Annotated in this window: 27 protein-coding genes; 17 read left to right on the top strand and 10 right to left on the bottom strand. The window is 68.4% G+C overall.

The genetic code is table 11. From position 1 onward, the window contains the following. Positions 1-109: 109 nt before the first annotated feature. Positions 110-661, top strand: coding sequence for a DUF2478 domain-containing protein (locus tag ACT535_RS24240; protein ID WP_168462468.1), 552 nt, complete (start codon positions 110-112; stop codon positions 659-661). Here the strand turns inward: ACT535_RS24240 and ACT535_RS24235 are convergent, their stop codons facing one another. After that, the gene (locus ACT535_RS24235) at positions 662-2,152 is read right to left on the bottom strand and encodes an MFS transporter (RefSeq protein WP_476366322.1); all 1,491 of its coding nucleotides are present in this window, start codon (positions 2,150-2,152) and stop codon (positions 662-664) included. Positions 2,153-2,353: 201 nt separating this feature from the next. On the opposite strand from ACT535_RS24235, the gene ACT535_RS24230 reads away from it, so the two are divergent. The 4 genes from ACT535_RS24230 to ACT535_RS24215 all read left to right on the top strand — a co-directional run bounded on the left by ACT535_RS24230 (position 2,354) and on the right by ACT535_RS24215 (position 4,970). Next, positions 2,354-3,052 carry a hypothetical protein gene (locus ACT535_RS24230; RefSeq protein ID WP_168462466.1) on the top strand — a complete coding sequence of 233 codons (699 nt, stop codon included), beginning with the start codon at positions 2,354-2,356 and terminating at the stop codon, positions 3,050-3,052. 163 nt (positions 3,053-3,215) lie between these two features. Then, the gene (locus tag ACT535_RS24225) at positions 3,216-3,824 is read left to right on the top strand and encodes a hypothetical protein (protein ID WP_476366321.1); all 609 of its coding nucleotides are present in this window, start codon (positions 3,216-3,218) and stop codon (positions 3,822-3,824) included. A gap of 168 nt (positions 3,825-3,992) precedes the next feature. After that, a complete protein-coding gene (locus ACT535_RS24220) occupies positions 3,993-4,241 on the top strand; it encodes a hypothetical protein (RefSeq protein ID WP_476329021.1) in 249 nt (82 codons plus the stop codon). A gap of 33 nt (positions 4,242-4,274) precedes the next feature. Next, positions 4,275-4,970, top strand: coding sequence for a class I SAM-dependent methyltransferase (locus tag ACT535_RS24215; RefSeq protein WP_476366320.1), 696 nt, complete (start codon positions 4,275-4,277; stop codon positions 4,968-4,970). 28 nt (positions 4,971-4,998) lie between these two features. Here ACT535_RS24215 and uvrB read toward each other — a convergent pair whose 3' ends face one another. Beyond that, positions 4,999-7,644, bottom strand: coding sequence for an excinuclease ABC subunit UvrB (gene uvrB, locus ACT535_RS24210; RefSeq protein WP_476366319.1), 2,646 nt, complete (start codon positions 7,642-7,644; stop codon positions 4,999-5,001). Between the two features lie 181 nt (positions 7,645-7,825). On the opposite strand from uvrB, the gene ACT535_RS24205 reads away from it, so the two are divergent. After that, positions 7,826-8,617, top strand: coding sequence for a hypothetical protein (locus tag ACT535_RS24205; protein ID WP_168462461.1), 792 nt, complete (start codon positions 7,826-7,828; stop codon positions 8,615-8,617). Positions 8,618-8,685: 68 nt separating this feature from the next. Beyond that, positions 8,686-9,048, top strand: coding sequence for a DMT family protein (locus tag ACT535_RS24200; protein ID WP_210254740.1), 363 nt, complete (start codon positions 8,686-8,688; stop codon positions 9,046-9,048). A gap of 61 nt (positions 9,049-9,109) precedes the next feature. On the opposite strand, the gene ACT535_RS24195 is transcribed toward ACT535_RS24200, so the two are convergent. From ACT535_RS24195 to ACT535_RS24175, 5 genes are all read right to left on the bottom strand, one after another. Beyond that, on the bottom strand, positions 9,110-9,892 hold the full coding sequence (locus ACT535_RS24195) for a hypothetical protein (protein ID WP_476366318.1): 783 nt from the start codon (positions 9,890-9,892) through the stop codon (positions 9,110-9,112). Positions 9,893-9,977: 85 nt separating this feature from the next. Beyond that, positions 9,978-11,342, bottom strand: a complete 1,365-nt coding sequence (locus ACT535_RS24190) for an 8-oxoguanine deaminase (RefSeq protein WP_476366317.1) — start codon at positions 11,340-11,342, stop codon at positions 9,978-9,980. A gap of 75 nt (positions 11,343-11,417) precedes the next feature. Continuing rightward, positions 11,418-12,548 carry a PQQ-dependent sugar dehydrogenase gene (locus ACT535_RS24185; protein ID WP_476366316.1) on the bottom strand — a complete coding sequence of 377 codons (1,131 nt, stop codon included), beginning with the start codon at positions 12,546-12,548 and terminating at the stop codon, positions 11,418-11,420. A 91-nt stretch (positions 12,549-12,639) separates the two neighbouring features. Next, positions 12,640-13,035, bottom strand: coding sequence for a hypothetical protein (locus ACT535_RS24180; protein ID WP_168462457.1), 396 nt, complete (start codon positions 13,033-13,035; stop codon positions 12,640-12,642). A 152-nt stretch (positions 13,036-13,187) separates the two neighbouring features. After that, on the bottom strand, positions 13,188-13,874 hold the full coding sequence (locus ACT535_RS24175; protein WP_476366315.1) for a glutathione S-transferase family protein: 687 nt from the start codon (positions 13,872-13,874) through the stop codon (positions 13,188-13,190). A 260-nt stretch (positions 13,875-14,134) separates the two neighbouring features. Between ACT535_RS24175 and ACT535_RS24170 the strand changes: the two genes are divergently transcribed. From ACT535_RS24170 to msrP, 5 genes are all read left to right on the top strand, one after another. Next, a complete protein-coding gene (locus ACT535_RS24170) occupies positions 14,135-15,337 on the top strand; it encodes a pyridoxal phosphate-dependent aminotransferase (protein WP_476366314.1) in 1,203 nt (400 codons plus the stop codon). A gap of 230 nt (positions 15,338-15,567) precedes the next feature. Continuing rightward, the gene (locus ACT535_RS24165) at positions 15,568-16,041 is read left to right on the top strand and encodes a DUF992 domain-containing protein (RefSeq protein ID WP_168462454.1); all 474 of its coding nucleotides are present in this window, start codon (positions 15,568-15,570) and stop codon (positions 16,039-16,041) included. A gap of 235 nt (positions 16,042-16,276) precedes the next feature. Then, complete coding sequence (locus tag ACT535_RS24160; RefSeq protein WP_476366313.1) at positions 16,277-16,807, top strand: DUF992 domain-containing protein; 531 nt, start codon at positions 16,277-16,279, stop codon at positions 16,805-16,807. Between the two features lie 116 nt (positions 16,808-16,923). Next, positions 16,924-17,442 carry a DUF992 domain-containing protein gene (locus tag ACT535_RS24155; protein ID WP_476329049.1) on the top strand — a complete coding sequence of 173 codons (519 nt, stop codon included), beginning with the start codon at positions 16,924-16,926 and terminating at the stop codon, positions 17,440-17,442. 88 nt (positions 17,443-17,530) lie between these two features. Then, positions 17,531-18,508 carry a protein-methionine-sulfoxide reductase catalytic subunit MsrP gene (gene msrP / locus ACT535_RS24150; RefSeq protein ID WP_476366312.1) on the top strand — a complete coding sequence of 326 codons (978 nt, stop codon included), beginning with the start codon at positions 17,531-17,533 and terminating at the stop codon, positions 18,506-18,508. A 10-nt stretch (positions 18,509-18,518) separates the two neighbouring features. Here the strand turns inward: msrP and ACT535_RS24145 are convergent, their stop codons facing one another. Next, the gene (locus ACT535_RS24145; RefSeq protein WP_476366381.1) at positions 18,519-19,748 is read right to left on the bottom strand and encodes a type III PLP-dependent enzyme domain-containing protein; all 1,230 of its coding nucleotides are present in this window, start codon (positions 19,746-19,748) and stop codon (positions 18,519-18,521) included. Positions 19,749-20,055: 307 nt separating this feature from the next. On the opposite strand from ACT535_RS24145, the gene ACT535_RS24140 reads away from it, so the two are divergent. Together ACT535_RS24140 and ACT535_RS24135 are read left to right on the top strand one after the other, a co-directional pair. Further along, entirely contained in the window at positions 20,056-20,544 is a 489-nt protein-coding gene (locus tag ACT535_RS24140; protein WP_168462538.1) for a hypothetical protein, read from the top strand. Further along, positions 20,541-21,221 (top strand): ribonuclease T2 family protein, encoded by a 681-nt coding sequence (locus tag ACT535_RS24135; protein WP_476366311.1) that lies wholly within the window; start codon positions 20,541-20,543, stop codon positions 21,219-21,221. The genes ACT535_RS24140 and ACT535_RS24135 overlap by 4 nt, the downstream gene beginning before the upstream one ends. Positions 21,222-21,251: 30 nt before the next feature. Here the strand turns inward: ACT535_RS24135 and ACT535_RS24130 are convergent, their stop codons facing one another. Next, a complete protein-coding gene (locus ACT535_RS24130) occupies positions 21,252-21,650 on the bottom strand; it encodes a hypothetical protein (protein WP_476366310.1) in 399 nt (132 codons plus the stop codon). 166 nt (positions 21,651-21,816) lie between these two features. Here ACT535_RS24130 and ACT535_RS24125 point away from each other — a divergent pair, with 166 nt between their 5' ends. From ACT535_RS24125 to ACT535_RS24115, 3 genes are all read left to right on the top strand, one after another. Continuing rightward, positions 21,817-22,689: a 23S rRNA (adenine(2030)-N(6))-methyltransferase RlmJ gene (locus ACT535_RS24125; protein WP_476366309.1), complete on the top strand. Its 873-nt coding sequence runs from the start codon at positions 21,817-21,819 to the stop codon at positions 22,687-22,689. Positions 22,690-22,779: 90 nt separating this feature from the next. After that, positions 22,780-23,781, top strand: coding sequence for a hypothetical protein (locus ACT535_RS24120; protein ID WP_476366308.1), 1,002 nt, complete (start codon positions 22,780-22,782; stop codon positions 23,779-23,781). 76 nt (positions 23,782-23,857) lie between these two features. Then, positions 23,858-24,457: a glutathione S-transferase N-terminal domain-containing protein gene (locus ACT535_RS24115; protein WP_476366307.1), complete on the top strand. Its 600-nt coding sequence runs from the start codon at positions 23,858-23,860 to the stop codon at positions 24,455-24,457. A 57-nt stretch (positions 24,458-24,514) separates the two neighbouring features. On the opposite strand, the gene ACT535_RS24110 is transcribed toward ACT535_RS24115, so the two are convergent. Then, positions 24,515-24,916, bottom strand: coding sequence for a DUF1236 domain-containing protein (locus ACT535_RS24110; RefSeq protein ID WP_476329063.1), 402 nt, complete (start codon positions 24,914-24,916; stop codon positions 24,515-24,517). Positions 24,917-24,924 lie beyond the last annotated feature (8 nt).

The raw sequence follows: 24,924 nt of genomic DNA, 5'->3' as shown, positions 1-24,924 counted from the left end.
AAGCCTCGCCCCTCGCCGGGCGGACGTGTTATGGTGCGCACGATACAGCTTCGGCTGCGGGGCGCGCACGGTGAACGGCCGGAAACGGCGGAGCAGACGGATTTTCGCGATGACGGGGGACGAACGGCCGATGATCCTCGCCCTTCAGGGCGGCGACCGGGAAGCGATCCAGTCCTTGCTGGCGGAGGCGGCGCGGCGCCTTGCCGCGCAGGGCGTGCGCGTGCTCGGCGTGGTGGAGCACCTCACCCCCGGCTGCGCCCATGAGGATGTGCTGATGCTCGATCTCGTCTCCGGCGAGACCAACCGCCTGCATCAGGATCTCGGCCCCGGCGCGGCCGGGTGCAGCCTCGATCCGGCGGGCCTTGCCGCCGCCTCGGCCGGGGTGGAACGGGCCATCGCCGATCGCCTCGCCGAGGGCGGCGACCTGTCCGACACCGTGGTGGTGCTCTCCAAGTTCGGCCGGCAGGAGGCCGAGGGCCGCGGCCTCACCGCCGCCTTCCATGCCGCGGTGGCGGCCGAACTTTCCGTCATCACCTCGGTCTCACCCAGCATCACCGCCGAATGGGCGGGCTTCGCCGGCGACCTCGCCGAGCTGCGGCCGGCGGTGCTGGCCTCCATCGATGCGTGGTGGAACGCGGCCGTGCCCGAGCCGGCGGAATAGTCAATTCCCGATATCGTCGAGGCTGCGCCCGCGCGTCTCGATGCGATAGTGCCACGTCACCACCGCGCCCAGCAGTGAGGCGCCGATCAGCATAAGCAGCAGCGTGCGGGTGCCGAGGTCCGCGAGCAGGATCGGGAACAGAAAGGCGGTGAGCACCGCCCCGATCTTGGCGAAGGCGGCGGCGAAGCCCGCCCCCATGCCGCGGATGCGGGTGGGGAAGACCTCGCCGGCGATCAGGTAGGTCTGCGCGTTGGGGCCGAGATTGGTCATGAAGTTGAACAGCATGAAGCCGATGACCACCATCGTGACTGCGCGGTCGCCGCTGTAATAGGTGGAGAGCGCGGCCACCAGCAGCCCCGCCGCGCAGCCGACGAAGCCGGCGATCTGCAGCGGGATGCGGCCGATGCGGTCGGACAGCGCCACCGCCACCCCGATGCCCACGAGCAGCAGCAGGTCGATGAGCGCCGCACCCTCTGATGCGAGCAGGTCCGCGGAGACCAGATCGCTCAGGTTGCGCCCCGCGGCAGCCTGATGACCGAAGGCGGCGGCGAGGATGGTGGGGGTGAAGATGCCGATGCCGTAGGTGGACAGGTCCTGCAGGAACCACGGCACGGCGGCGAGGATGGTGGCGCGCCGGATGTGCGGTGTCCTGAAAAGCGCGGCCGGGGTGCGCTCGTGATCGTGGGTGGCGGCGCCGGCATGGCCGTGGTGGCGATGGGTCAGCTCGATGAATTTCGGATATTGCGGCGAGCGGGCGAGCAGGCGCTGCGCCGCCTGCTGGGCCTCCTCCACCCGGCCGTGGGCGAGCAGCCAGCTCGCGCTTTCCGGCACGAACAGCCGGGCCACCGCGACCGCCACCGCCGGCAGGATGGCCGCCGCGTACATGAGGCGCCAGGCGGAGACCTCTTCCATGTTGGACAGCACCAGGTAGCCAAGCAACGTGCCGGTGAGCGCGCCGACCGCCTGGAAGCCGAAGGCGCTGAGCACGAGCCGCCCGCGCGCCAGGGACGGGATGCTTTCGGAGATCACGAGATGGGCGGTGGGATAGTCGCAGCCGAGCGCGATGCCGATGCCGAACAGGAACACCACGGTCCAGACGAAGGAGGGGCTGACCGCCAGAAGCGCGAGGAAGATGATGAAGATCACCATCTCGGACACGAACATCAGCTTGCGGCCGAACTGGTCGGCGAGTCCGCCCAGCAGCAGCGCCCCGACCAGGATGCCGGCGAGGCTCGCCGCGCCCACGAGGCCGTGCTGGAAGGCGTTCATGCCGAACTCGCGGGCCATGAGGGGCAGCGTCACGCCCGTCATGAACACCACCAGCCCCTCGAAGAACTTGCCCGCCGCGGCCAGCCACCAGATGCGCCACTGCATGGCGGTCATGGGGGTGGCAGCCACCCGCGTGCCGTCCCGCCAGACGGGCGTTTCATCGATATAGTCCTGCACCGAGCGCTTGTGGTCGAGCCCGCGCAGGTCCCGCATCTCGTTCATCGACGTCTCCCCCGGCAACAGCGTGACAGAAAGCGGACGGCCCGTGAATTGCCGATGACGGCCCCGGAGACGGCTACCGCCGCAGGGGCTGGCGGGCCGAAGGGGGACCGGCTAAGAAAGATGTTCACCGGCGTGCTGCCCGGCCGTTCGCGGCCTCTCAGCGCAAGGCGCGCCCCCTCCCGTCCGGCGCCGCAGGTTCCCATGGTCTTTTCCCGCGTCTCTGCCCTGCCCCTCGCGGCCCTCTGCCTCGCCCTCGCCGCCTGCCAGGGCAATCCGGACAGCTGGGGCACCGGCGTGGTGAAGCAGACCGACGCCTTCGGCGACTATTCGGAGACGGTGGTCTCCATCCCCAAGCCCACCGCCGGGCCGCGCCAGTTCGAGTGCACGGGGCCCTTCGCGCCCAATACCACCGCCACCAACATCGCCGCCGACTTCGGGCAGGCGAACGTCATCACCGGCAACATCATGTCGCCGGACGGCAGCACCGCGCCGGGCATCATCCTTCTGCCCAACGATCCCGCCCTGAGCCTGGAGATCGCCTGGAAGGACCCGGCCAACATGGCCGCGCCGCGCCGCGTCGCCTTCACCGAAAGCTCGGCCTGGACCGTGAACGGCATCGGCATCGGCGCCAGCCTCGCCGACCTCGAGCGGGCCAACGGCAAGCCGTTCCGCATCCAGGGCTTCGGCGGCAACGCCGGCGGCGTGGTGGCGGACTGGCGGGGCGGACGGCTCGGCAACCTGGGTGGCGGCTGCGTGCTCGGGGTGCAGCTTGCGCTTTCGGCCACCGCATCCGACAGCGCGCAGGCGCGCATCTCCGGCCCCAAGGTCTATACCTCGAACGATGCCGGCATCCGCGCCGCCAACCCGAGCGTGGGCGTGTTCTGGGTCAACTACCGCTAGGGCAACGGGCGCCGGCCGTTGCGTTTTGCGAAACCAGCGCCGGCATTAAGATTAACGCTCTCTAAATACCGCCAAGCTTGCGCCGCCGCCTTTTCAAGGGGCGCAACGGTTGTAGAGTCCCCCTGCGCGTCGCGGACCCCACCGCCCGCGGGAGACACTTCCAATGAAACGCCTGATCCTAGGAGCGCTGCTGGGGGCCGTCTGTGCCGTCAGCGGGGCCTTCGCACAGGGGGCGCCCGCCACCGCCCCCGCTGCCAACGCCCCCTTGGCCGGCGGACCCGCCGGCGGCATGAGTGGCCCGCCCGTCAACATCGAAGAGCTGAAGGGCGTCCAGTGGCTGTTCGTGCAGGTGGCGGATTCCATCACCGTCACCGACAAGACCATCACGCTGAAGGGCGTCGCGCCGCAGGTCATCATGTTCGCCGACCGTCCCGAGCGGATCACCGGCGACGCCTCCACGGCGACCTTCATCAAGATCTGGAACGAGGGCAAGGACAGCTTCCAGAAGGACCCGCCCAACGCCACCCTCTCGGTGACGGTGAACGGCGAGCCCAACCTGTCGGTGGTCGAGCTTTCCAACCCGGTGCTCACCGGCGACACGCTGACCTACGACTACAAGCTCCTCAGCGAGGACAAGCCCCTCGCCGGCGCCAATGCGAGCCTGTTCATCGACTGGTGGCACTATCACCGCTGGTGGGGCCCCGGACCCGGCCGCTGGGGCGGCGGCGGCTGCTGGCGCGGCCCGTACGGCGGCCTGCACTGCCGCTGGTGAGTTCACGTTTGACCCTGTAACGCACGCCCCGCCGGGAACCCACGGCGGGGCGTTCGCGTTGGAGGGGGCCGCCGCCATGATGGCGCCGTGTTGCTGGTGCCGTTTCCCCAGCGTGTGGTACGACTTCGCTGCCACCGGCCGCCGCTTCTCGCAACCGTGAGAGACATCATGATCCGCCCCACCCTGCGCCCGCTGACGCTCGCCCTGACCTTCGCCGCGGGCCTTGCCACCGCCGGGCTCGTCCAGTCGGCCTTCGCCGACCAGCCCAACATGCAGCGCGCGCTGGAAGCGCTGCGCACCGCCCGCGCCTTCCTGCAGCAGGCGGAGCCCAACAAGGGTGGCCATCGCGAGCGCGCCATCGACCTCGTGGACCGGGCCATCGGCGAGACCGAGGCCGGCATCCAGTTCGCGCGCTGACCGCGTCGCCGTCCTGCTTTCGGAAAGTCCCTGATGGCCGATTGGATTTCGTTCTGGAACGGTAGTCACGCGATCTATGTGAATGACCGGCACAAGGCAGTGCATTACGCCGCCGTCGCCGCGGATCTGGTCGGCTTCCTGCCCGGGCCGCATGCCCGGGTGCTGGACTTCGGCTGCGGCGACGCCCTCGCCTCGGCAGAGCTGGCGCTGCGCTGCGCTCACCTGGTGCTCACCGATGCCGCGCCTGAAGTGCGCCGCCGCCTGAAGGGGCGTTTCGTCGCCGCCCCCAGCATCGACGTGATGGCCCCCGAGGAGGTCTCGGCCCTGCCAAATGGCAGCTTCGATCTCATCATCTGCAATTCGGTGGCGCAGTATCTCTCCCGCGAGCAGCTCGCCGGCTTCGCCCGGGAATGGCGGCGGCTGCTGGCGCCGGGCGGGCAGTTGCTCATCGCCGACGTCATCCCGCCCCATGTGAGCGCGCTGGCCGATGCCGAGGCGCTGCTCAGGCTCGCCGTTCGGGAGAAGTTCTTGCTGGCGGCGGTGGCCGGCCTCGCCCGCACCGCCGTCTCGCCCTACCGCAAGCTGCGCTCCCAGCTCGGCCTCACCACTTACGAGGAGGCCGATATGCTGGAGCTGATCGAGGACGCCGGCCTCGCGGCGCGGCGGGTCCAGCCGAACGTGGGCCACAACCAGCAGCGCATGGCCTTCATCGGCGAACGCAGGGCCTGAGCCGGCGCTGGTCGCGAGGGCTGCCGCCCTACCCCTTCCGTCTCCCGCCCTTGCGATAGCCCTTGGTGCCGGGATCGGGCCTCGGGCCGGGGCGGAAGCTGTCTTCGGAGAGAGGCACCGCGCGGTCGGTGCCCGGCCCCATGTCGTCCAGTGACGGCTTGTGCGCGCGAGCGGTCCCGGACCTCGGCGCATACATGGGCATTTCCGGCGGCGCATAGGGCGCCTGCCCCTCCCCCATGCCCTCGTCGTCGGACGGTGCCGCCCGACCCTTGGCGGACGATTTGCCCCGGCCCCGTGGCAACAGGCGCCCGGCCTCCTCCTTCGGCGGCAGGTTCGCGGCCTTGCCGTACTTGCGCGCCCCCTTGAAGCCGCCGGTGCGGTCGTCCACCGCCTCCTGCCGCGCCAGAGGATCGTCGGAGACGGCCAGCTCGGTGGCCTCCAGCCGGCGGATCTCGTCGCGCAGGCGGGCGGCGGTCTCGAAGTCGAGGTCGGCGGCGGCGGCGCGCATGCGCTTTTCCAGATCCGCCATGACCGCCTTGAGATTGTGCCCGAAGGCCGCCCCTTCCTCCGCGAGGCCCGCGTCCACCTGCACGTGATCGCGCTCGTAGACGGAATTGAGGATGTCGCCGATGGCCTTCTTCACGCTCTCCGGCGTGATACCGTGCTCGGTGTTGTAAGCCACCTGCTTCTCGCGCCGGCGGGAGGTCTCCGCCATGGCCCGCTCCATGGAGCCGGTGATGTGGTCCGCATAGAGCACCACCCGGCCGTCCACGTTGCGCGCGGCGCGGCCGATGGTCTGCACCAACGAGGTCTCCGAACGCAGGAAGCCTTCCTTGTCCGCGTCGAGAATGGCGACAAGGCCGCACTCGGGAATGTCGAGGCCCTCGCGCAGCAGGTTGATGCCGATGAGCACGTCGAACGCCCCGAGGCGCAGGTCGCGGATGATCTCGATGCGCTCGATGGTGTCGATGTCCGAGTGCATGTAGCGCACGCGGATGCCGTTCTCATGCAGATATTCGGTCAGGTCCTCGGCCATGCGCTTGGTCAGCACGGTGACGAGGGTGCGATAGCCCTTGGCGGCCACCGCACGCACCTCGCCAAGGAGGTCGTCCACCTGCGTGCGCGCCGGGCGCACCTCCACCGGCGGATCGATGAGGCCGGTGGGGCGGATGACCTGCTCCACGAACACGCCGCCAGTCTGGTTCATTTCCCACGGACCGGGGGTGGCGGAGACATGCACCGTCTGCGGCCGCATGGCCTCCCATTCCTCGAAGCGGAGCGGGCGGTTGTCCATGCAGGACGGCAGGCGGAAGCCGTATTCCGCCAGCGTCGCCTTGCGGCGGAAGTCGCCGCGATACATGGCGCCGATCTGCGGCACGGTCACATGGCTCTCGTCGATGAAGACGAGGGCGTTGTCCGGCACGTATTCAAACAAGGTGGGCGGCGGCTCGCCGGGCTTGCGGCCGGTGAGCCAGCGCGAATAGTTCTCGATGCCGGCGCAGGAGCCCGTGGCCTCCATCATCTCCAGATCGTAGCGGGTGCGCTGCTCCAGCCGCTGGGCCTCCAGCAGGCGGCCCATCTTGTACAATTCGTCGAGCCGCATCTTCAGCTCGGCCTTGATGCCGGAGATGGCCTGGATCAGCGTCGGGCGCGGCGTCACATAGTGCGAGGCGGCGTAGACGCGCACGCTCTTCATGTCGCCGCTCTTCTGGCCGGTGAGCGGATCGAACTCGGCGATGCTCTCCACCTCGTCGCCGAACAGGGAGACGCGCCACGCGCGATCCTCATAGTGGGCGGGGAAGATTTCCACGCTGTCGCCGCGGACCCGGAAGGTGCCGCGGGCGAAATCCGACTGGATGCGCTTGTATTGCAGGGCCACCAGATCAGCGAGGAGCGAGCGCTGGTCGATGCGCTCGCCCACCTTGATGTCGAAGGTCATGGCCGAATAGGTCTCGACCGAGCCGATGCCGTAGATGCACGACACCGAGGCGACGATGATCACGTCGTCCCGTTCCAGCAAAGAGCGCGTCGCCGCATGGCGCATGCGGTCGATCTGCTCGTTGATGGAGGATTCCTTCTCGATATAAGTGTCCGTCCGGGGCACATAGGCCTCGGGCTGGTAGTAATCGTAGTAGGAGACGAAATACTCCACCGCATTGTCGGGGAAGAAGCTCTTGAACTCCCCGTAAAGCTGCGCTGCGAGCGTCTTGTTGGGCGCCAGCACGATGGCCGGGCGCTGCAATTGCTCGATCACCTTGGCCATGGTGAAGGTCTTGCCCGAGCCGGTGACGCCGAGCAGCACCTGGTCGCGCTCCCCTGCCTCGGCCTGCGCGCACAGCTCCTTGATGGCCTGCGGCTGGTCGCCGGCGGGCTCGAAGTCGCTCTTCATGGTGAAGGCAACGCCGCCTTCCGACTTCTCCGGCCGCGGCGGACGGTGCGGCACCCAAGTCTGGCCGGTGACCTCGGGCCGCCCGGTCTCGATCAGCTTGGCCAGCGCCTGCACCGTGGCGGAGGCGCCGGCGGATTCAAAATCCACCGTGAGGTCGCCCGGGTTCAGACCGAGGGACTGTGCCAGGGAACTGGCGACGGCGGGATCGAGCGCCTGCTGGGGCGCCGGCTCGAAATGACGCTGGGAGCGCTCACCGAGCTTTCCGGGACGGGATGCTTTGGCCATGGGGGGAATATGGGGGCGATGACCCACCATGAAAAGGCGGCACCGACAACCCACGTGCCGGGTCTGCCGCACTGGACCTCTGGTGCAAAAAAGACACGCAATGATAGAATGATTAACAAACAACTACTTTTAATTGCAGATACCCCCCGTCCCTCCATCATGGGTGGAGGGGGAGGCAATCATGCAGATGGAATTCGGGCGCCGGGGCACCACAATTTTGATGTTCGTCACGGGCTTCGCCCTGACTGGATGCGAATCACTGCCAGCCGGGATGCGGGCACCCATGCGCCCCACCACCCTCGTGGACTACAACCTGCGACTGTCCTACGTGGACCAGCAGAATGGACGCACCGTCACTGCGCTACCAGCCGCTTCGGCCGCCGGTGAAACTGTCGCGCCACAGCCATCGGCATTTTCCGGTCGCTATGTCCCGCTGATCGACTGGGATATCCTTGATTTCGCCCAGCGCAGCACAGCGAACCGCGATTTCGTCCAAGATGCGCTGATGCAGCGGTCGGACGTGCTGTGCGAAGCCTTTATCGACGATCTCTATGTCCGGGTGTCGCACCGTAAGCTCTTCCTCGGCGAAATCGCGATGGTCGCCTCCACCGTTGGCGCATTTGCTGGCGGACAGGCGGCGCAGGCGCTCAATCTCGTCTCCGCCCTGGCCCAGGGCACCGATACGCTTAGCGACAGCACGTTGATGCAGAACCAATTGGTGTCGCTGATCGCCAACCAGATCCAGGCCAATCGCACCCGCATTCGCGACCAGATCATCGCCAATCGCAAGAACGCGACGCTGACGGACTATTCGGTCGCCCTGGCGCTGCGTGATGCGCAATCCTACCATCAGGCATGTTCTTTCATGTCCGGCGTGACCAGCCTCGCCGTGACCTCCAACAAGCCTGACGCGCAGGCAGCCAACGCGGCGTCAGTCACGCCGCAGGCGAAGGCGGCTGAAAAGCCAAAGTAGGCACGGCCCGCCGCCGCGCATTCCGTGCTAGACGGCGGATCGGTTCAGATCCGCCGGAACACAGCCTTATGCCCCCCCTGACGAACCTCCTGCCTCCCCAAATTCTCCCCATCGTCATGCTCGTGGCCTCGAACGTCTTCATGACGTTCGCCTGGTACGGACACCTCAAGCACAAGTCGGCGCCGCTCGTTCTCGCCATCGTCGCGAGCTGGGGCATCGCCTTTTTTGAATATTGCCTCGCCGTGCCGGCCAACCGCTTCGGCTCGGAGGTGTATTCCACGGCACAGCTCAAGACGATGCAGGAGGTCATCACCCTCGTCGTCTTCGCCGGCTTTTCGGTGCTTTACCTTAAGGAGCCGCTGGGCTGGAACCACCTGCTCGGCTTCGCCTTCATCTCGGCTGGCGCCTTCTTCATCTTCCACAAGTTCTGACAGCGTGGCGCCGGGGCGGGCGGACACAGCCCCCGCCCGGCGCCCGAGCGTCGCCAGAACCTCAGCCCAGCGCGCGGCGCACCAGTGCCTCGACGGCATCCACCGGTTCTTTCAGCCAGCCGTATTCGGCGGGGATCACCGCTTCGGCCAGTTGATCCGCGAAGCGCTCCACATGGCGGCGCGGGTCGGCGCGGAACTGCGGCTGGGCCATGAAGAACTGCACCGAGACGGTGGAGCACGGGTGCTTGGAGGCGGCCGAGAGATAGAGCGGCACCTTCTTGGGCGGCCACCAGAATTTTCCGAAGCGCCGGTCGGCGTGATAGTGCTCGAACAGGCGCGGATAGCCGTGGTGGTTCAGCGCACGGCCGGTGACGGCGTAGTTGTTGGTGTAGATCACCCGCTTCAGCGGCCGCAGCTCGATCAGCGGCACGGTCTGCGATTCCTCATAGGTGGTCAGCTGCGGACCAACCAGGATCGAGCCCCACCAGATGCCGTTCAGCGGGCGCGGGCAGGCCTTCTCCAGTTCCTCGAACAGGCCGGGGGAGAGCCAGTCGTCGTCGTCCACGAAGGCGATGAGATCGTCGGGGGCGCGCTTGGTCTCGCGCAGCACCTCGTGGGGGATCACCTCGGCGCCCCGCACGGCGGCGAAGCTCGCGCGGGAGAGCTTGGCGATCTCGTCGCGGAAGCTGCGGTAATCCACCTTCAGGTTGCTGTCCCACAGCGCCATGAAATCCACGAGCAGATTCTCGTCGATATGGTGGCGGCGCAGGAAGCGGCGGGTGTCGTCGTCGGTCAGGGCGAGCCAGTCGGGACTGTAGCGCACCGCGACGATGCGTTTGCCCATCGTCAACTCCGGACGGTCGTCTGCACAGGGCGGCGCCGTTTCCGGCACCGGGGCGGCGGGCCGCCAGCCGCCGCGGGTCGTCTTATCAAGCTGAGGCGAGACGCGCCAGTTCGGCGGCCATGGCGTTGTGCCGCGCAACCACGGCGGCAAGGTCCACGGTGAGGAGCCGCCCGTCGCGCACCACCACCCGCCCGTTGATGACGCTGAGCGACACATCCTGCGGCTGGCAGAAGATCAGCGCCGCCACCGGATCGTGCAGCGCCCCGGCATAGGCGAGGCGCGCCATGTCGAAGGCGATGAAGTCCGCCGCCATCCCCGGCGCCAGCGCGCCGATGTCGTCGCGGCACAGCACCCGCGCGCCGCCCAGCGTCGCCATCTCCAGCGCCGTGCGCGCGCTCATGGCGTCGGGACCGGAGGCGACGCGCTGCAGCAGCATCGCCTGCCGGGCCTCGCCCAGCATGTGGCCGCTGTCGTTGGAGGCCGAGCCGTCCACCCCGAGTCCCACGCGGATGCCCTCCGCGAGGAAGCGCTTCACCGGCGCAATGCCCGAGGCGAGGCGCATGTTGGAGCAGGGACAATGGGCGATGCCCGTCCCGGTCTTCGCGAACAGGGCGATGCCGTCGTCGTCCAGCTTCACGCAGTGGGCGTGCCAGACATCCGGCCCCACCCAGCCCAGCGAGCGCACATATTCGGTGGGGCCCATGCCGAAGGTCTGTTCCGAGAAGGCGACGTCCGAGTCGTTCTCGGCGAGGTGGGTGTGGAGGGTCAGATTGTTGTCGCGGCCGAGCTTCAGCGTCTCCAGCATGAAGTCGCGGCTCACCGTGAAGGGCGAGCAGGGCGCGAGCACGATGCGCAGCATGGAGTAGCGGTCGGGGTCATGATAGGCGCCGATCAGCCGCTCCGCGTCCTTCATCACGAAGCCCTCGTCCTCCACCACCCGGTCAGGCGGCAGGCCGCCCTTGCTCTCGCCGATGGTCATGGCGCCCCGCGCCGCATGGAAGCGCATGCCGATCCGCCGCGCCGCGCGAATGGAATCATCAAGTCGCGCGCCGTTGGGATAGATGTAGAGATGGTCGGACGAGGTGGTGCAGCCGGAGAGGATCAGCTCCGCCATGGCGGTTTCCGTCGCCGCCTCCACCATCTCGCCGGTGAGGCCCGCCCACAGCGGATAGAGCGATTTCAGCCAGGTAAAGAGTTCGCCATCCTGCGCCCGGGGCACCGCGCGGGTCAGGCTCTGCACCATGTGGTGGTGGGTGTTGACCATGCCGGGCATCACCACATGGCCGGACAGGTCGATCATCTCGTCGGCGCTCGCCGGCAAATCCTGCGGCCGGCCCACGGCGACGATGCGGCCATCCTCCACATAGAGCCCGCCGCCCGCGATCTCCCGCCGTTCGCCGTCCATGGTCACGAGCACGAGGGCGTTGCGGGCGAGCAGGGTCGAGGCCATGGGAACTCCGGGTCGGGTGCGGTGCGGCTGCGGCCGGCCGATCTTAGGTCGCTTTAGGGGTGGGAGGGAATCCGGTCAGCGGCCCGCCGGCACCACGCGCAGGATCTCGCCCGTGCTCTCGGCCGCGAGCCAGAGCGCGCCATCCGGCCCCATGCGCACGTCGCGGATGCGCTTGCCGAGGGGCAGCCGCTCCTCGCCGAGGACGGCACCGTCGCGCACCTTCACCATCACCAGCGCCTGACCCGCCAGCGCGCCGACGAAGAGCTGGCCACGCCAGCCCGGCAGCGCATCGCCGCTGTAGAAGGCCGCTCCCGAGGGGGCGATGGAGGGGTCCCAGTAGAACAGGGGCTGTTCCATGCCCTCCTTGGCCGTGCCGACGCCGATCTGGGCGCCGGAATAGTGCCGGCCATAGCCGATCACCGGCCAGCCGTAATTCTTGCCCGCCTCCGGCTTGTTTACCTCGTCGCCGCCGCGCGGGCCGTGCTCCACGGTCCACAGCCGGCCGGTCGCGGGCTCGATGACGCCGGCCTGCACATTGCGATGGCCGTAGCTCCAGATTTCCGGGCGCGCGCCGTCCTTGTCCACGAACGGATTGTCGGAGGGAATGGACCCATCCGGCGCGATGCGAACGACCTTGCCCAAGGTCGTGGAGAGGTCCTGCGCCTTGTCCATATAGTTGAAGCGCTCGCCGAGGGTGACGAACAGCATGCCATCCGGCGCGAACACCAGGCGGGAGCCGAAATGGTTGCCGCCGGACACCGCCGGCTGCTGGCGGAAGATCACGTCCACATCGGTGAGGCGGGTGAGATCGTCGGAGAGCTTGCCGCGCGCAACCGCGGTGGCTGCGCCTTCCGGCCTCGGCTCGGCGTAACTGAGATAGATCAGCCGGTTCTGCGCGAATTTGGGGTCCAGCACCACGTCCAGCAGGCCGCCCTGCCCGCGCGCGGCCACCTGCGGCACGCCGGAGATGGGCGCACCCACCTTGCCTGTCGCATCGATGGGGCGCAGCCGTCCGTCGCGCTCGGTGACGAGGAGATGGCCATCGGGCAGGAAGGCGATGCTCCAGGGGGTCTGCAGGCCGCTGGCGAACGGCACCACGCGGACCTGTTCACCGCCGAGCCGAGCCTCCACAGGTTGGGCGAAGGCGTAGGTCGCCGCTGCAAGCAGGATGAGGAGAAGGATGGAGCCGAGGGCCGCTCCACCCATGCCGCGCCGTCGTTTGGCGCGCGGCCCGGCGGCAAGCTGCGCCTCCGGCAACACGGCGTTCAGCGGGGACGGCGTGTGTCGAGACGCCGGATCAACGCGGCGCACGCGTCCGGGCTTCGCTGCGGGAGGTCGCGATACGAGAGGTCGCAAGGCGCCGGGCCGCGACAGCCGACAGGAGAACTGCACCGCCGACCGCGCCGAGGGACAGGAGGAAACCAGAAGAATCGCTCACGCTGCCGACGATAAGATCCCCTGCCATCGCCGCACGGCCGCCCAGCACCAGCGCCACGGCGCCGATGGCGACCATGAGGGCGAAGGTCAAAACAGCTTGCGCCAGCGCGTCGCCTTCCTTGTGGGCGCGCACGGCACGGGCCAGAAGCTCGGGATCCGCCGGCGACTGGCGCACGGCGCGGCGGGTCAGGGAGAAGTGCCCTGCTTCCATGGGACCGCCGACGTCACAACGTCCGGACATGATGGTCTCGCTCATTGGGGCAGCCTCCTCATCCCCTTGGGTCCGCGCGCTCTCAAGCAACGTGTCTCAGGGCGAATCAGTTCCGCCGACGCAAGGCAAGGTGGAAAAGAATCGTGGCGCCACCGCGGCTTAGCCTTCACGGATGATGGCAAGATGATGTCGGACGCTCACGGACGCGCGAGCCATCCCCGCTGTTCTGCCGCGCCATCGCGTCGCTCAGGCGAGGGCCGAACGGCCACCTCGGTCTCGGGCCGCCAGCCCATGTCCACATGCCCCGGCTCCGCCGCGACGCGGGCAAGCCAGTCGCGCACGGCGGGAAAGGCAGAAAGCGAAAAGTCGCCCTCCTCCGCCACGTGGGTGTGGGCGAACAAAGCGATGTCGGCAATGGTTAACGCATCGCCGACGAAATAGCGGCGCGTCGAGAGGTGCCGCTCCATCACCTTGAGCGCCGCGTAGCCCTCCTCCATCCAGCGGTCCACATCATGGGCGCGCAGTTCGCGCCCGCCGCGCACCTGCCGCAGCCAGAAGCGGGCGGTGGCGATGCCGGGCTCGTGGCTGTTCTGCTCGAAGAACATCCAGCGCAACACCTCGGCGCGGGCGAAGGCATCGGCCGGCAGAAGCGGCGTGCCCTCGGCGAGATAGAAGAGGATGGCGTTGGACTCGGCGAGGAAGCGCCCGTCCACATCGAGGAGCGGCACCCGCCCCTCCAGATTCATGGCGAGGAATTCCGGCGTGCGGTGCTCGCCGGCGAAGATGTCCACCTCCATGAGACGGAACGGCCGGCCCAGCTTCGCCAGCATCAGGCGGACCTTGTAGGAATTACCCGACGACTGCGTGGAATAGAGCGTCAGCACCTCAACCGTCCTCCCACCCCCGACGCTCCAGCATGTGGCGGCAGGCCCCGGCGGCCGCAAGCCCCGATGGCAGTGGCCTGCACCGCATGGCGATCCATCAATCCGGCGTGGCGCGACATTCACGATCCTTGCTTGTTCGCGGCAAGGCTCTGAACTAGTGTCCGCGCGCCGGCATCCGGCCGGCCCTCGACCTGTCATCGTTGCGCCCGTGCCGCGGCATCCGCTCCGCCCACGATCGCGCGTCCCGGAGCCCAAAGGCCATGAGCCTCCTCTCGTCCGCCCTCAAGCGCATCAATCCCTCCCCCACCATCGCCATCTCGAACAAGGCGCGGGAGCTGAAGGCGGCGGGGCGGGACATCATCGCGCTCTCGGCCGGCGAGCCGGACTTCGACACGCCCGAAAACATCAAGGAAGCCGCCATCGCGGCCATCCGTCGCGGCGAGACCAAGTACACGGCCGTGGACGGCATTCCCGAGCTGAAGGCCGCCATCTGCCGCAAGTTCAAGCGCGAGAACGGGCTCGACTACAAGCCCTCGCAGGTGTCGGTTGGCACCGGCGGCAAGCAGGTGCTGTTCAACGCCCTTCTCGCCACCGTGGATGCCGGCGACGAGGTCATCATCCCGGCCCCCTATTGGGTGAGCTACCCGGACATCGTGAACTTCTGCGGCGGCACCCCGGTGCCGGCGATGACGACGCTGGAAGACAATTTCAAGCTGCGTCCCGAGGTGCTGGAAGCCGCCATCACGCCCAAGACCAAGTGGCTGATCTTCAACTCGCCGTCCAACCCCTCGGGCGCGGCCTACAGCTTCGACGAGCTGAAGGCGCTGACCGACGTGCTGGTGAAGCATCCCCACGTGTGGATCCTTACCGACGACATGTACGAGCACCTCGTCTATGACGACTTCAAGTTCGTCACCCCGGCGCAGGTGGAGCCCGCGCTCTACGACCGCACGCTGACCATGAACGGCGTGTCCAAGGCCTATTGCATGACCGGCTGGCGCATCGGCTACGCCGCCGGGCCGGAGGCGCTCATCAAGGCGATGGGGACGCTGCAGTCCCAGTCCACCTCCAACCCCTCCTCCATCGCCCAGTGGGCGGCGCTCGAGGCGCTGGACGGGCCGCAGGACTTCATCGCCGCCAACAACAAGGTGTTCAAGGAGCGCCGCGATCTCGTGGTGTCCATGCTGAACCAGACCAAGGGCCTCACCTGCCCGAAGCCGGAAGGCGCCTTCTACGTCTTCCCGTCCTGCGCCGGCACCATCGACAAGACGACCCCCTCGGGCGTGAAGATCACCGACGACGAGGTGTTCGCCACGGAGCTGCTCAATGCCGAGGGCGTCGCGGTGGTGCATGGCTCGGCCTTCGGCCTCGGCCCGGCCTTCCGCATCTCCTACGCCACCGCCACCTCGGACCTCGAGGAAGCCTGCCGGCGCATCCAGCGCTTCTGCGGCTCCCTGGTCTGACCCACGCATCGCGAGCGGCACCCGCCGCTCGCGTTCGACCCGCCGGCACACCGGCCCGCCCCACCTCCCGCGAAAGTGACCTTTCGGCAGGGTGCGAATTGCAACAGCAGCGGGAAAACGGAACCTCGCGCCAACTGGAGCGTTGGCGCAGCGGTGAAGTCTGGGCTAAGGCTGCGCGGTCGTCGGGCGCCGGATTCGACCCGCCCGCTTCCCACAGGAGGAACGACATCATGAAGACTGTTCTCAAGGCCGGCCTCGCTGCTGCCGCCGTGCTCGTCGCCGGCGCGCTTCCCGCTTCGGCCCAGTCCCGCGTCCAGGTGGGCACGCTGACCTGCAACATGGCGCCCAACGTTGCGTTCGTGATCGGCTCGGTGCGCGAGATGAGCTGCGCGTTCCGTCCCGCCGTGCACGGCGTCAAGCGCGCCACCTATCAGGGCACTGTGCGCCGCTTCGGCCTCGACGTCGGCGTGAACGGCCGCGGCACGCTGGTGTGGGGCGTGTTCGCTCCGTCCGCCAAGGTTCCCGCCGGCGCGCTGCGCGGCACCTATGTGGGCGCCACCGGCTCGGCCTCCATCGGCGTGGGCCTCGGCGCCAACGTGCTGGTGGGCGGTTCGCAGAACACCTTCGCGCTGCAGCCGCTGTCGCTCGAAGGCCAGACCGGTCTCAACCTCGCCCTCGGCGTGTCGGACCTCACCCTGCGCTGATTCGGCCCGCCCTGCGGCAGGCCGAGCCCTCGGGCCGCCTGCCGCAGCGGAATCTGCCCCCATTCGCAACCTTGCCCCGCGCCCCCGGCCCAACCGGGGGCGCGAGCATTTTCAAGCCCCTGATTCTCCCGGCCCCGCACGATGAGTCCGCACGCGCCACGCCATCGGAACGGCGGGATTGCGCGAGACTCCGCCGCCACGTAGGTCTCTCTCGTCGCCATCCGGGGGATCTTCCATGCGCGCCACCATCGCCGCCGCCCTTCTTGCCGCCACGACCGTCCTCGCCGCCGCGACGCCGGCCGCCGCCCAGCCCCTCCCGCCGGTTCAGTTGCCGCCGCCGCCTACGGGTCCGCTGGTGCAGTCGGGCATGCTGGTGTGCAAGGTGGCGCCGTCCATCGGCTTCGTGCTCGGCTCCATGCGCGAGGCGGCCTGCGAATTCCGGGACAACGCGGCGCAGCCCTACGTGGTGCTGTCGCGCTACAAGGGCACCATCTCCCGCTTCGGCATCGACCTCGGCGTGCTCGCGACCGACACGCTGGCCTGGGCGGTGTTCGCCCCCACCGCCCGGCCCAGCCCGAGCGACATCGCCGGCAGCTATATCGGCGTCTCGGCCGATGCTGCCTGGACCATCGGCGCTGGCGCCAACGTGCTGCTCGGCGGCTCCAGCAACCAGATCGCCCTGCAGACCGTCTCGGTGGAAGGCATGGTGGGCGCGGACGTGGCGGCCGGCATCGCCGACCTCACCCTGGTTCTGCTGCCGAACTGAACGCTTTTCGCGGCCCACCACAAAAGGGCCGCAGCCTTCGTGGCAGAGTGAGCTTTGCCTCAGCCGGGACGGGCGTGTTCCGGCCATGGCGCCATCCCTGTGCGGAGGGGTTCGGCATGTCCAGTTTCCTGTCTCGTTCCGTGGCGGTCGCGCTCGCCGGCGCCGGCCTCGCCGCGACGCTGGCGTTGCCCCCGGCCTTCGGCGCCGGCCCGGCCATGCCCCAGATGGCGGCCGGGCTGCTGGAATGCCGCAGCGCCTTCGCCACCGGCTACGGCTTCGGCTCCACCCGACCCGTGAAGTGCGAATACCGGCCCTCCATGGGGGTCAATCACTATTACAGCGGCACCATGGAACGGGTCGGGCTCGACTTCGGCGTGTCCGACCAGGCCAGCATGCTGTGGGCGGTGATCGCCACCTCCCCGGCCGTGGCGCCCGGCGCGCTGGCGGGGCGCTATGTCGGCCTCTCCACGGGCTTCTCTCTCGGCCCGGGCTTTTCCGCCAACATGCTCGCCTCCGATGACGCCACCAAGCAGGTGACGCTTCAGCCGCTCAGCGTCTCCTCCGACAGCGGCCTCAGCCTCTCCATCGCCGGCGCCACGCTGACGCTCGAACCCTCCGCCGCCGCCCCTCAGTGAACGCCTACACGCCCGTGTGAGACACGTCGCTGTGACTTGCCCCTTCGTCGGCCCCCCACGATCTTGGCGCCGCGACGGAGGACACTGAATGCTCATCAGATCAAGGCGCGGCTGGGAACTTCCCGAATCGGCGGCGACGCCCGAGGACGTCTATCTCAACCGCCGGCAGGCCATGGGCGCGGGCGCGATGCTTCTCGCTGGCCTGGGTGCCGGGACCCTCGCGAGCCCCGCCGCGGCCCAGCGCGTCAGCGACGTGCCCGATCCCTCGGCCAGCCTTTATCCCGCGCCGCAGAATCCGCGCTACACGCTCGAGCGGCCGGTGACGCCGGAGGCGCGCTCCAGCCTCGTGAACAATTATTACGAGTTCAGCTACGGCAAGGTCGTCGGCCCCTCCATGACGCGCTTCCAGCGCCGGCCGTGGCTCGTGAAGATCGACGGTCTCGTGGACAAGCCCCAGGAGATGGGCATCGACGACCTCTTCAAGAAGGTGAAGTTCGAGGAGCGCCTCTATCGCCACCGCTGCGTCGAGGCGTGGTCCATGGCGGTGCCGTGGACCGGCTTTCCCATGAAGGACCTCGTGGCGCTGGCCGCCCCCACCTCGGGCGCGAAATACATCAAGATGGAGACCTTCCTCGATCCGAAGGTGGCGCCCAACCAGCGGGACTTCCGCTACACGTGGCCCTATGTGGAGGGCCTGACGCTGGAAGAGGCGACCAACGAACTCGCCTTCCTCGTCACCGGCGTCTACGGCAAGCCCGCACCCAACCAGTTCGGCGCGCCGCTCCGGCTGGTGCTGCCGTGGAAATACGGCTTCAAGTCCATCAAGGGCATCGTCCGCTTCACCTTCACCGACAAGCAGCCGGTGAGCTTCTGGGAGCAGCTGCAGGGCTCCGAATACGGCTTCTGGGCGAACGTGAACCCCAAGGTGCCGCATCCCCGCTGGAGCCAGGCCACCGAAGAGGACATCGCCACCGGCCAGCGCATCCCCACGGTGCTCTTCAACGGCTACGGCGAATACGTCGCCGACCTCTACAAGGGCCGCGAGACCCAGAAGATCTGGTTCTAGCGCGGGGGGCCTACCTCTCCACCCCGCCCCGCCGTTCCGGCTCTGCGAAGCCGTCCGGCGCCTCGCCGGCGTCGAACGGCGTCGTCACCTCCACGAAGGTGTCGGGATAAAAGCCGTTGAAGCGGGTGCGCAGGGAGAGGGAATAGGCGCCAATGTGGCCGATCTCGATCCAGTCGCCCGTGTCCACGCTCTCCGGCAGATAGAAGGGGCGTGAAAGCACATCCACGCTGTCGCAGGTGGCGCCATAGATGCGGAACGGCGCCATCACGTCCGGCCGCCCCGGCCGGCGGCGGCGGGCGGGATCGGGGATATGACGCACCGGCAGCAGGATCTTGCCGGTCCACGAATCCGACAAGGACGACCACACGCCGTCATTGATATAGAGCCGCTGGCCCTTCTTCAGCAGCACCCGCACGATGACCGAAAAGGCGCGGGCGACGATGACCCGCCCCGGCTCCGCCACCAGCGGGACGCCGGCAAAGCCATGCCGCTCCACCGCCCCCATCAGCCCGCCGACGATCTCATTGAGCGGCGGCATGGGCGGCACCGGCCGGCGCGGGTCCACCGCATAGGTGGCTGGAAAGCCGCCGCCCACGTCCAGCACCGAGATGGGCACCTTCGCCGCGTCGCGCACCTCGGCCGCGGTGGCGACGGCGCGGGCGTAGGTGTCCACGTCCTCCACCTGGCTGCCCACGTGAAAGCAGAGCCCGCAGCGGATGCCGAGGCCATGGATGCGCTGGAGCAGTTCCGCCGCATGGCCCGGCGCCGCGCCGAACTTGCGCGACAGCTCATAAGCCGCCTCCCCCTTGGAGGCGATGCGCACGAACAGGGTGAGGTCTTCCGGGTCGAGATCGAGCGCCCGGACGATGCGCAATATCTTCGCCACCTCGTCCTCATGGTCGAGGGCGGTGGCGCGGATGCGGTAGTGCTCCAGCGCGAGCCGGATATCCGACTGCGCCTTCACCGGGTGCATGTAGAACAGCTCCGCCCCGGGTGCCGCTGCACGGGCGGCCGCGAACTCGGCCGGGGAGGCCACATCGAAGGCATTGATGCCCGAGCGCGCCAGGACGTCGAGCACCATGGGCTCGCCATTGGTCTTCACCGCATAGGCCGTCTTGCCGGGGAAGGCCTTGACGAAGGCCGCGGCGTCCTCCGCCAGCACGTCCGGCCGGAAGCAATAGACCGGCTGGTCGGGCCGCATCTCCAGCGCCGCCTCCCGCCCGGTGGCGAAGCGCGGCAGGCGGGAGGGCTCAGGGTTGCTCCGGCCGGCGGCCACGAGATGGGGCGTCGTTTGCGGCATGGGGCTCCTCCCGCGCGAGTCGGATTGCGTGAGCTTGCCCATCTTTTCCGGCGAGAGCACGACACCCTCCACCGAACCGATCGTTCATTTTCTCTTAAGGTGTTGCCGCCGCGTCCTTGACCGCGGCAAAAGCCGGTCGCATCGTCCCGCCGAGGTACGCCCGGAGGGGCGGAAGGCCGAAGTGGAGACGACCATGGGTGAGCGGGCGCTGGGCGCGAAGGCCGTTGGCGAACAGGCTGGCGGCAAGATGAAGCGCGTGCGCGCAGCCGTGGGCGCCTCGATCGGCCGGATCGCCGCCGCGGCGGCCGTGGCTGCGCTGGCGTTTGCGCCGGCCTCCGTCGCCCCGGCCAAGGCGGCGAATCTGGCCGAGCTGAATTTCTGGCTTTCCGGCCCCAACTATTCCGGCGTCATCCCGGCCTGCGACAGCCAGGAAGCGCTCGACCTCATCGCCACCCGCTTCGCCGAGACCGAGCGACGCTTCTGGGCCTCCACGCTCTCGATCACCGATTTCGAGAAGGTGCACGAGATCGCCTATCGCCCGTGGGGACCGGAATACCAGCCGCGCCGCTATTGCCGCGGCACCGTCTTCACCAACGATCTCAAGAAGCGCGCCATCTACTATTCCATCATCGAGGACGGCGGCTTCATCGGCGCCAGCTGGGGCGTGGAATGGTGCGTGGTCGGTCTCGACCGCAACTACGCCTACGCCCCGTCCTGCAAGATGGCGGGTCCGTGACGCGAGCCCTCGCAGCTCTTGCAGGCCGGCTTGCCGCTGGCCTCGCACTGCTTCTGGCGCTTGCCGCGATCGAGCCGGCGCGGGCCGAGGGCCAGCCCGGCGCGTTCGATTTCTACGTCCTCTCCCTGTCCTGGTCGCCCACCTATTGCGAGGACCAGGGCAAGCGCGCGGACAGCGAGCCGCAATGCTCGCTTACCCGCCCCTATGCCTTCGTGGTGCACGGCCTGTGGCCGCAATATGCGCGCGGCTTCCCGCAATATTGCCAGAACCCGCCGCCCTATGTGCCGGGTCCGCTGGTCAATTCCATGCTGGACGTGATGCCGAGCCGGCGCCTCGTCATCTATGAGTGGAAGAAGCACGGCACCTGCTCGGGCCTGACGCCGCAAGCCTATTTCGATCAGGTGCGCGCGGCGAAGGCGAAGGTCGTCATCCCCACGGACTTCACCCGCCTCGATGACTACCGGATGGTGTCGCCGCAGGAGGTGGAGGACGCCTTCCGCGCCGCCAATCCCGGCCTCGACGCCGGCATGATCTCGGTGGACTGCGACCGGCGCCGGCTCCGGGAAGTGCGTGTGTGCCTCAGCCGCGACCTCGCCTTCCAGCCCTGCCCAGAGGTGGACCGCCGCGCCTGCCGCCTTTCGCGCATGGTGATGCCGCCGGTGCGCGGCGGGCGCTGAGGCACCCGCCGGCCGGTTGGCGAACCTGCTTTACGGCTGCTTGGTGAGGCGCGCGCACAAGGCCAGCGCGTCGTCATCGTCCACCTCCAGATAGCAGAGGTCGAACGCACCGTCGGGCTGCAGCGTGCCGATGTGGAAGCCGTCGTCGCCCACCACATAGACGGTCTTCAGGTCCGGCGTGATGGTGCCATGGATGGGCTCGGACTTGGTACCGCCGGGCACCGGATAGATCACCTTGCCCTTGAAGGAGCGGCCGCGCTGCTCCTCGACCACCAGGCCGTATTCGGCGGTGACATAGCCCATTTCCATGCCCACCCCGTCGCTCGGCCCCTTCCAGGTGCCGACGAGGGAGGGGATCTGCTGGGCCGAGGCCGGCACGGCGACGGCGAGCGTGGCGAAAAGGGACAGCGCGAAAACGAGAGGCTTCATGTTTCCCTCCTGCGGACGCGGGGCCGCGCGCAGAGCCCTGCCGCTTGACGCGCCGGCGTCCATGCGTCACGCCGGGACGGTCGCACGGCGTCACGAGGGCCACAATACCGTTACGTCACAGCTGCCCGCGCCATCCACATTCCCTTCCGCGCACCGCCGAGCCGAGATGAACTATCGCCACGCCTTCCACGCCGGAAATCCCGCCGATGTCATGAAGCACGCCGCGCTGGCGCGCGTGCTCGCCTATCTCGGCAAGAAGGATGCGCCCTATCGCGTGCTCGACACCCATGCCGGCACCGGGCTCTACGACCTCGACGGCATCAACGCCCGCAAGACCGGCGAGGCGGATGCGGGCATCGAGGCGGTATTGGCCGCGCAGGACGCCGGCACCCTTCCCGCCCCCGCCGCGGCGCTGCTCGCGCCCTATCTCGATTGCGTGCGCGCTCTGCGGGAAGGCGGCCGCAAGCTCTATCCCGGCTCGCCGGCCCTCGCCCTCGCTTTGTCGCGGCCGCAGGACAAGTTCCTGTTCTGCGAGCTGAACAAGGAAGAGCGGGTGAAGCTGGAGAAGCGCGTGGGCGAGGACCCGCGCGCCGAGGGCCGGGTGAAGATCCTCGCCCAGGACGGCTGGCAGGCGCTCGCCGCCCACCTCCCCCCGCGCGAGCGGCGCGGCGTGGTGCTGGTGGACCCGCCGTTCGAGGAGCCCGGCGAGTTCCAGCGCATGGTGGCGGGGCTGGAAGCGGCGCACAGGCGGTTCGCCACTGGCATCTTCATGCTCTGGTATCCCATCAAGGACCTGCGCGCGGTGGACGCTTTCCGCCGCGACGTGGCCCACCTGAGGCTGCCGAAGACCCTCCGGGTAGAGCTGGATTTCGCGCAGGTGCGTGCGCTCGACACGCTTTCCGGCTCCGGCCTCATCATCGTCAATCCGCCCTTCACGCTGGCGGATGAGATGAAAACGGTGCTCAACGCCCTCGCGCCCCTGCTGGCGCGGGACGGGGCCGGCCGCGTGCGTGTATCCTGGCTTACCGCCGGGGGTTGAGCCCGGCTCGGGGGTCAGGGCATGACGGGGATAGTCGCGCGGCACGGAGCGCTCGGGGCAGAGGGACGGCGGCGGCTGCAGGGGAGGCCCATGCGCGTGAGGACCTTTGGCCTCGTCGCAGCATTGCTTCTCGCCGGCCCCGCCATCGCCGAGCCAGCTTCGCAGGGGGCGGAGAAGCCCGCACCCCAGACGACTCCCGCCGCTACGCAATGGGCCCAGCCGTTCGCACCGGCGATCGGCAGCCGGTGGCAAATCGTTACCGAGACCATCGACTCCGACGCAAGCGGCTCCACTCCGCGCCAATCGCGGACGACCATGCGCTATGAAGTTGCCTACACGGCGCGCGAGGGCGCGGGATATCGCGTGACGCGAGTGCTGCGCGAGGTCAATTCGGACGGCAATATTGAAACCGAGAAACTTACCGCAGCCGCCTTCGCCGTGTTCCGCGACATTACAGTGGAGGGCATCACCGACCCTGCCGGAAAGCCGCTGCGCGTGGTGAATGAAGCCGAGGTGCGCCCGCTCGCCAGCGCCGTCGTCGAGCGCATCGCGGTTCCCTTCGCCGATAAACCGCAGACCGCCGCCATTCTGCGGCAAGCGATGTCCTCCCTGCTGCAACCCAAGGACGGGCATGTGGCCACTATCTGGCTTGATCCACTTCCAATGCTCGCCGAGTGGCAGAACACCGGCCTGACACCCGGCGTCGAACAGCGAACCGACAGCGTTCTACCCAGTCCTTTCGGCGGCACCCTGCGAAGCGAGAGGGTCCAGCGACTCACCTTCGATGCGAGGCCGGAACACTTCACCATTCTAGCCACTGTCGCGCCCGACCCGGCCTCCTTTCGCGAAATGATGCTGTCGATCTTACGGCGGGTTGCGGCCGACCAACCGTCCGCTCCCGCCATCAACGAGCGAATGGTCGAAGAGGCGTTCCGCCAGATGAATTTGGACGTTCGTCTGAACCAGAAGATTGACGTAGAAGACGGCATGGTTCGTCGCTTGCGCGCAGAGTTGACCGTGCAAGGAAGCGCGGGCGGCCAAAAGAGGAAGCACACCAACACAACGGTGGTCACCGTCACCCCCGCGCCCTGAGCCCGCGCGATTTGCTCTTTTCACAACGGGCTCAAACGATCTAGGGAAGGGCATTCTCATCCGGATGCCCCCTCCCATGCTGCTCCGCCACTCCCCGACCTCTCCCTTCGTGCGCAAGGTGCGCGTCGCCGCCGGCATTCTCGGCATTCCGCTCGAGCTGGAGGCCGCCGACACGCTCGACCCCAACGACACGCTGCGCCAGCAGAACCCGCTCGGGAAGATTCCCGCCCTGCTGACCGGGGATGGAGAGGTCCTGTTCGATTCGTCGGTGATCCTCGCCTATCTGGACCATCTGGCGGGCGACGGTCGCATCCTGCCCACCGAGCCGGCCGCGCGCATCAAGGTCCTGCGCCGGGAGGCCCTCGTGGACGGGATGATGGATGCGGGCATCCTCATTCTCTATGAGGCGCGCTTCCGGCCGCAGGAGAAGCATGAGCCGCGCTGGCTGGAACATCAGGCCGGCAAGCGCCTCCGCGCGATCGATGCGCTGGAGGCGGAAGTCACGCCTTATTCCGGCACCCCCAACGTCGGCGACATCGCGCTGGCCTGTGCGCTGGGCTGGTTCGATTTCCGCTTCGGGGGGGACTGGCGAGCCGAGCGCCCCAAGCTCGTCGCCTGGTTCGAGGCCTTCAGCGCCGCGCATCCGACCTTCGCCGAGTCCGCTCCGGTTGCCTGACACGCCAAAGGCGCCGTCCTTTCGGACGGCGCCTTCGACGCGGTACCAGAGCTTTCGTCACTCGACGATGTAGACCACCTTGCGGGTCTTGGGCTCGACGATGACGCGGCGGTCGTTGACGACCGTGTATTCATACTCGCTGTTCTGCGGGATGTCGTAGAGCGTCACGTTGGGCGGCAGCTGGCGGCCCACCACCACTTCCTGCTCCATGCGGACGGAGGGGCGGCGCTCCTTCATCACGTAGGTGCGCACTTCCTGGGGCGGTTCGCCCGCCGCGCCGACGCCGGCGCCGACCACGCCGCCAACCACCGCACCCACAGGGCCGCCGACCACGGCGCCGACTGCCGCACCGCCCACCGCGCCGGTGGCGGTAGAGGCCTGCGCGAACGCCGCGGCGGGAACAATCACGGGAGCCGCAAGGGCGGCGATCACGGTACTCATCAGCAACGTCTTTCGCATCTTACCTC

This window comes from Xanthobacter sp. DMC12, assembly GCF_056314105.1.
The sequence above is the reverse complement of the archived record's forward strand: the minus strand, read 5'-3'. Positions and strand labels throughout refer to the sequence as shown.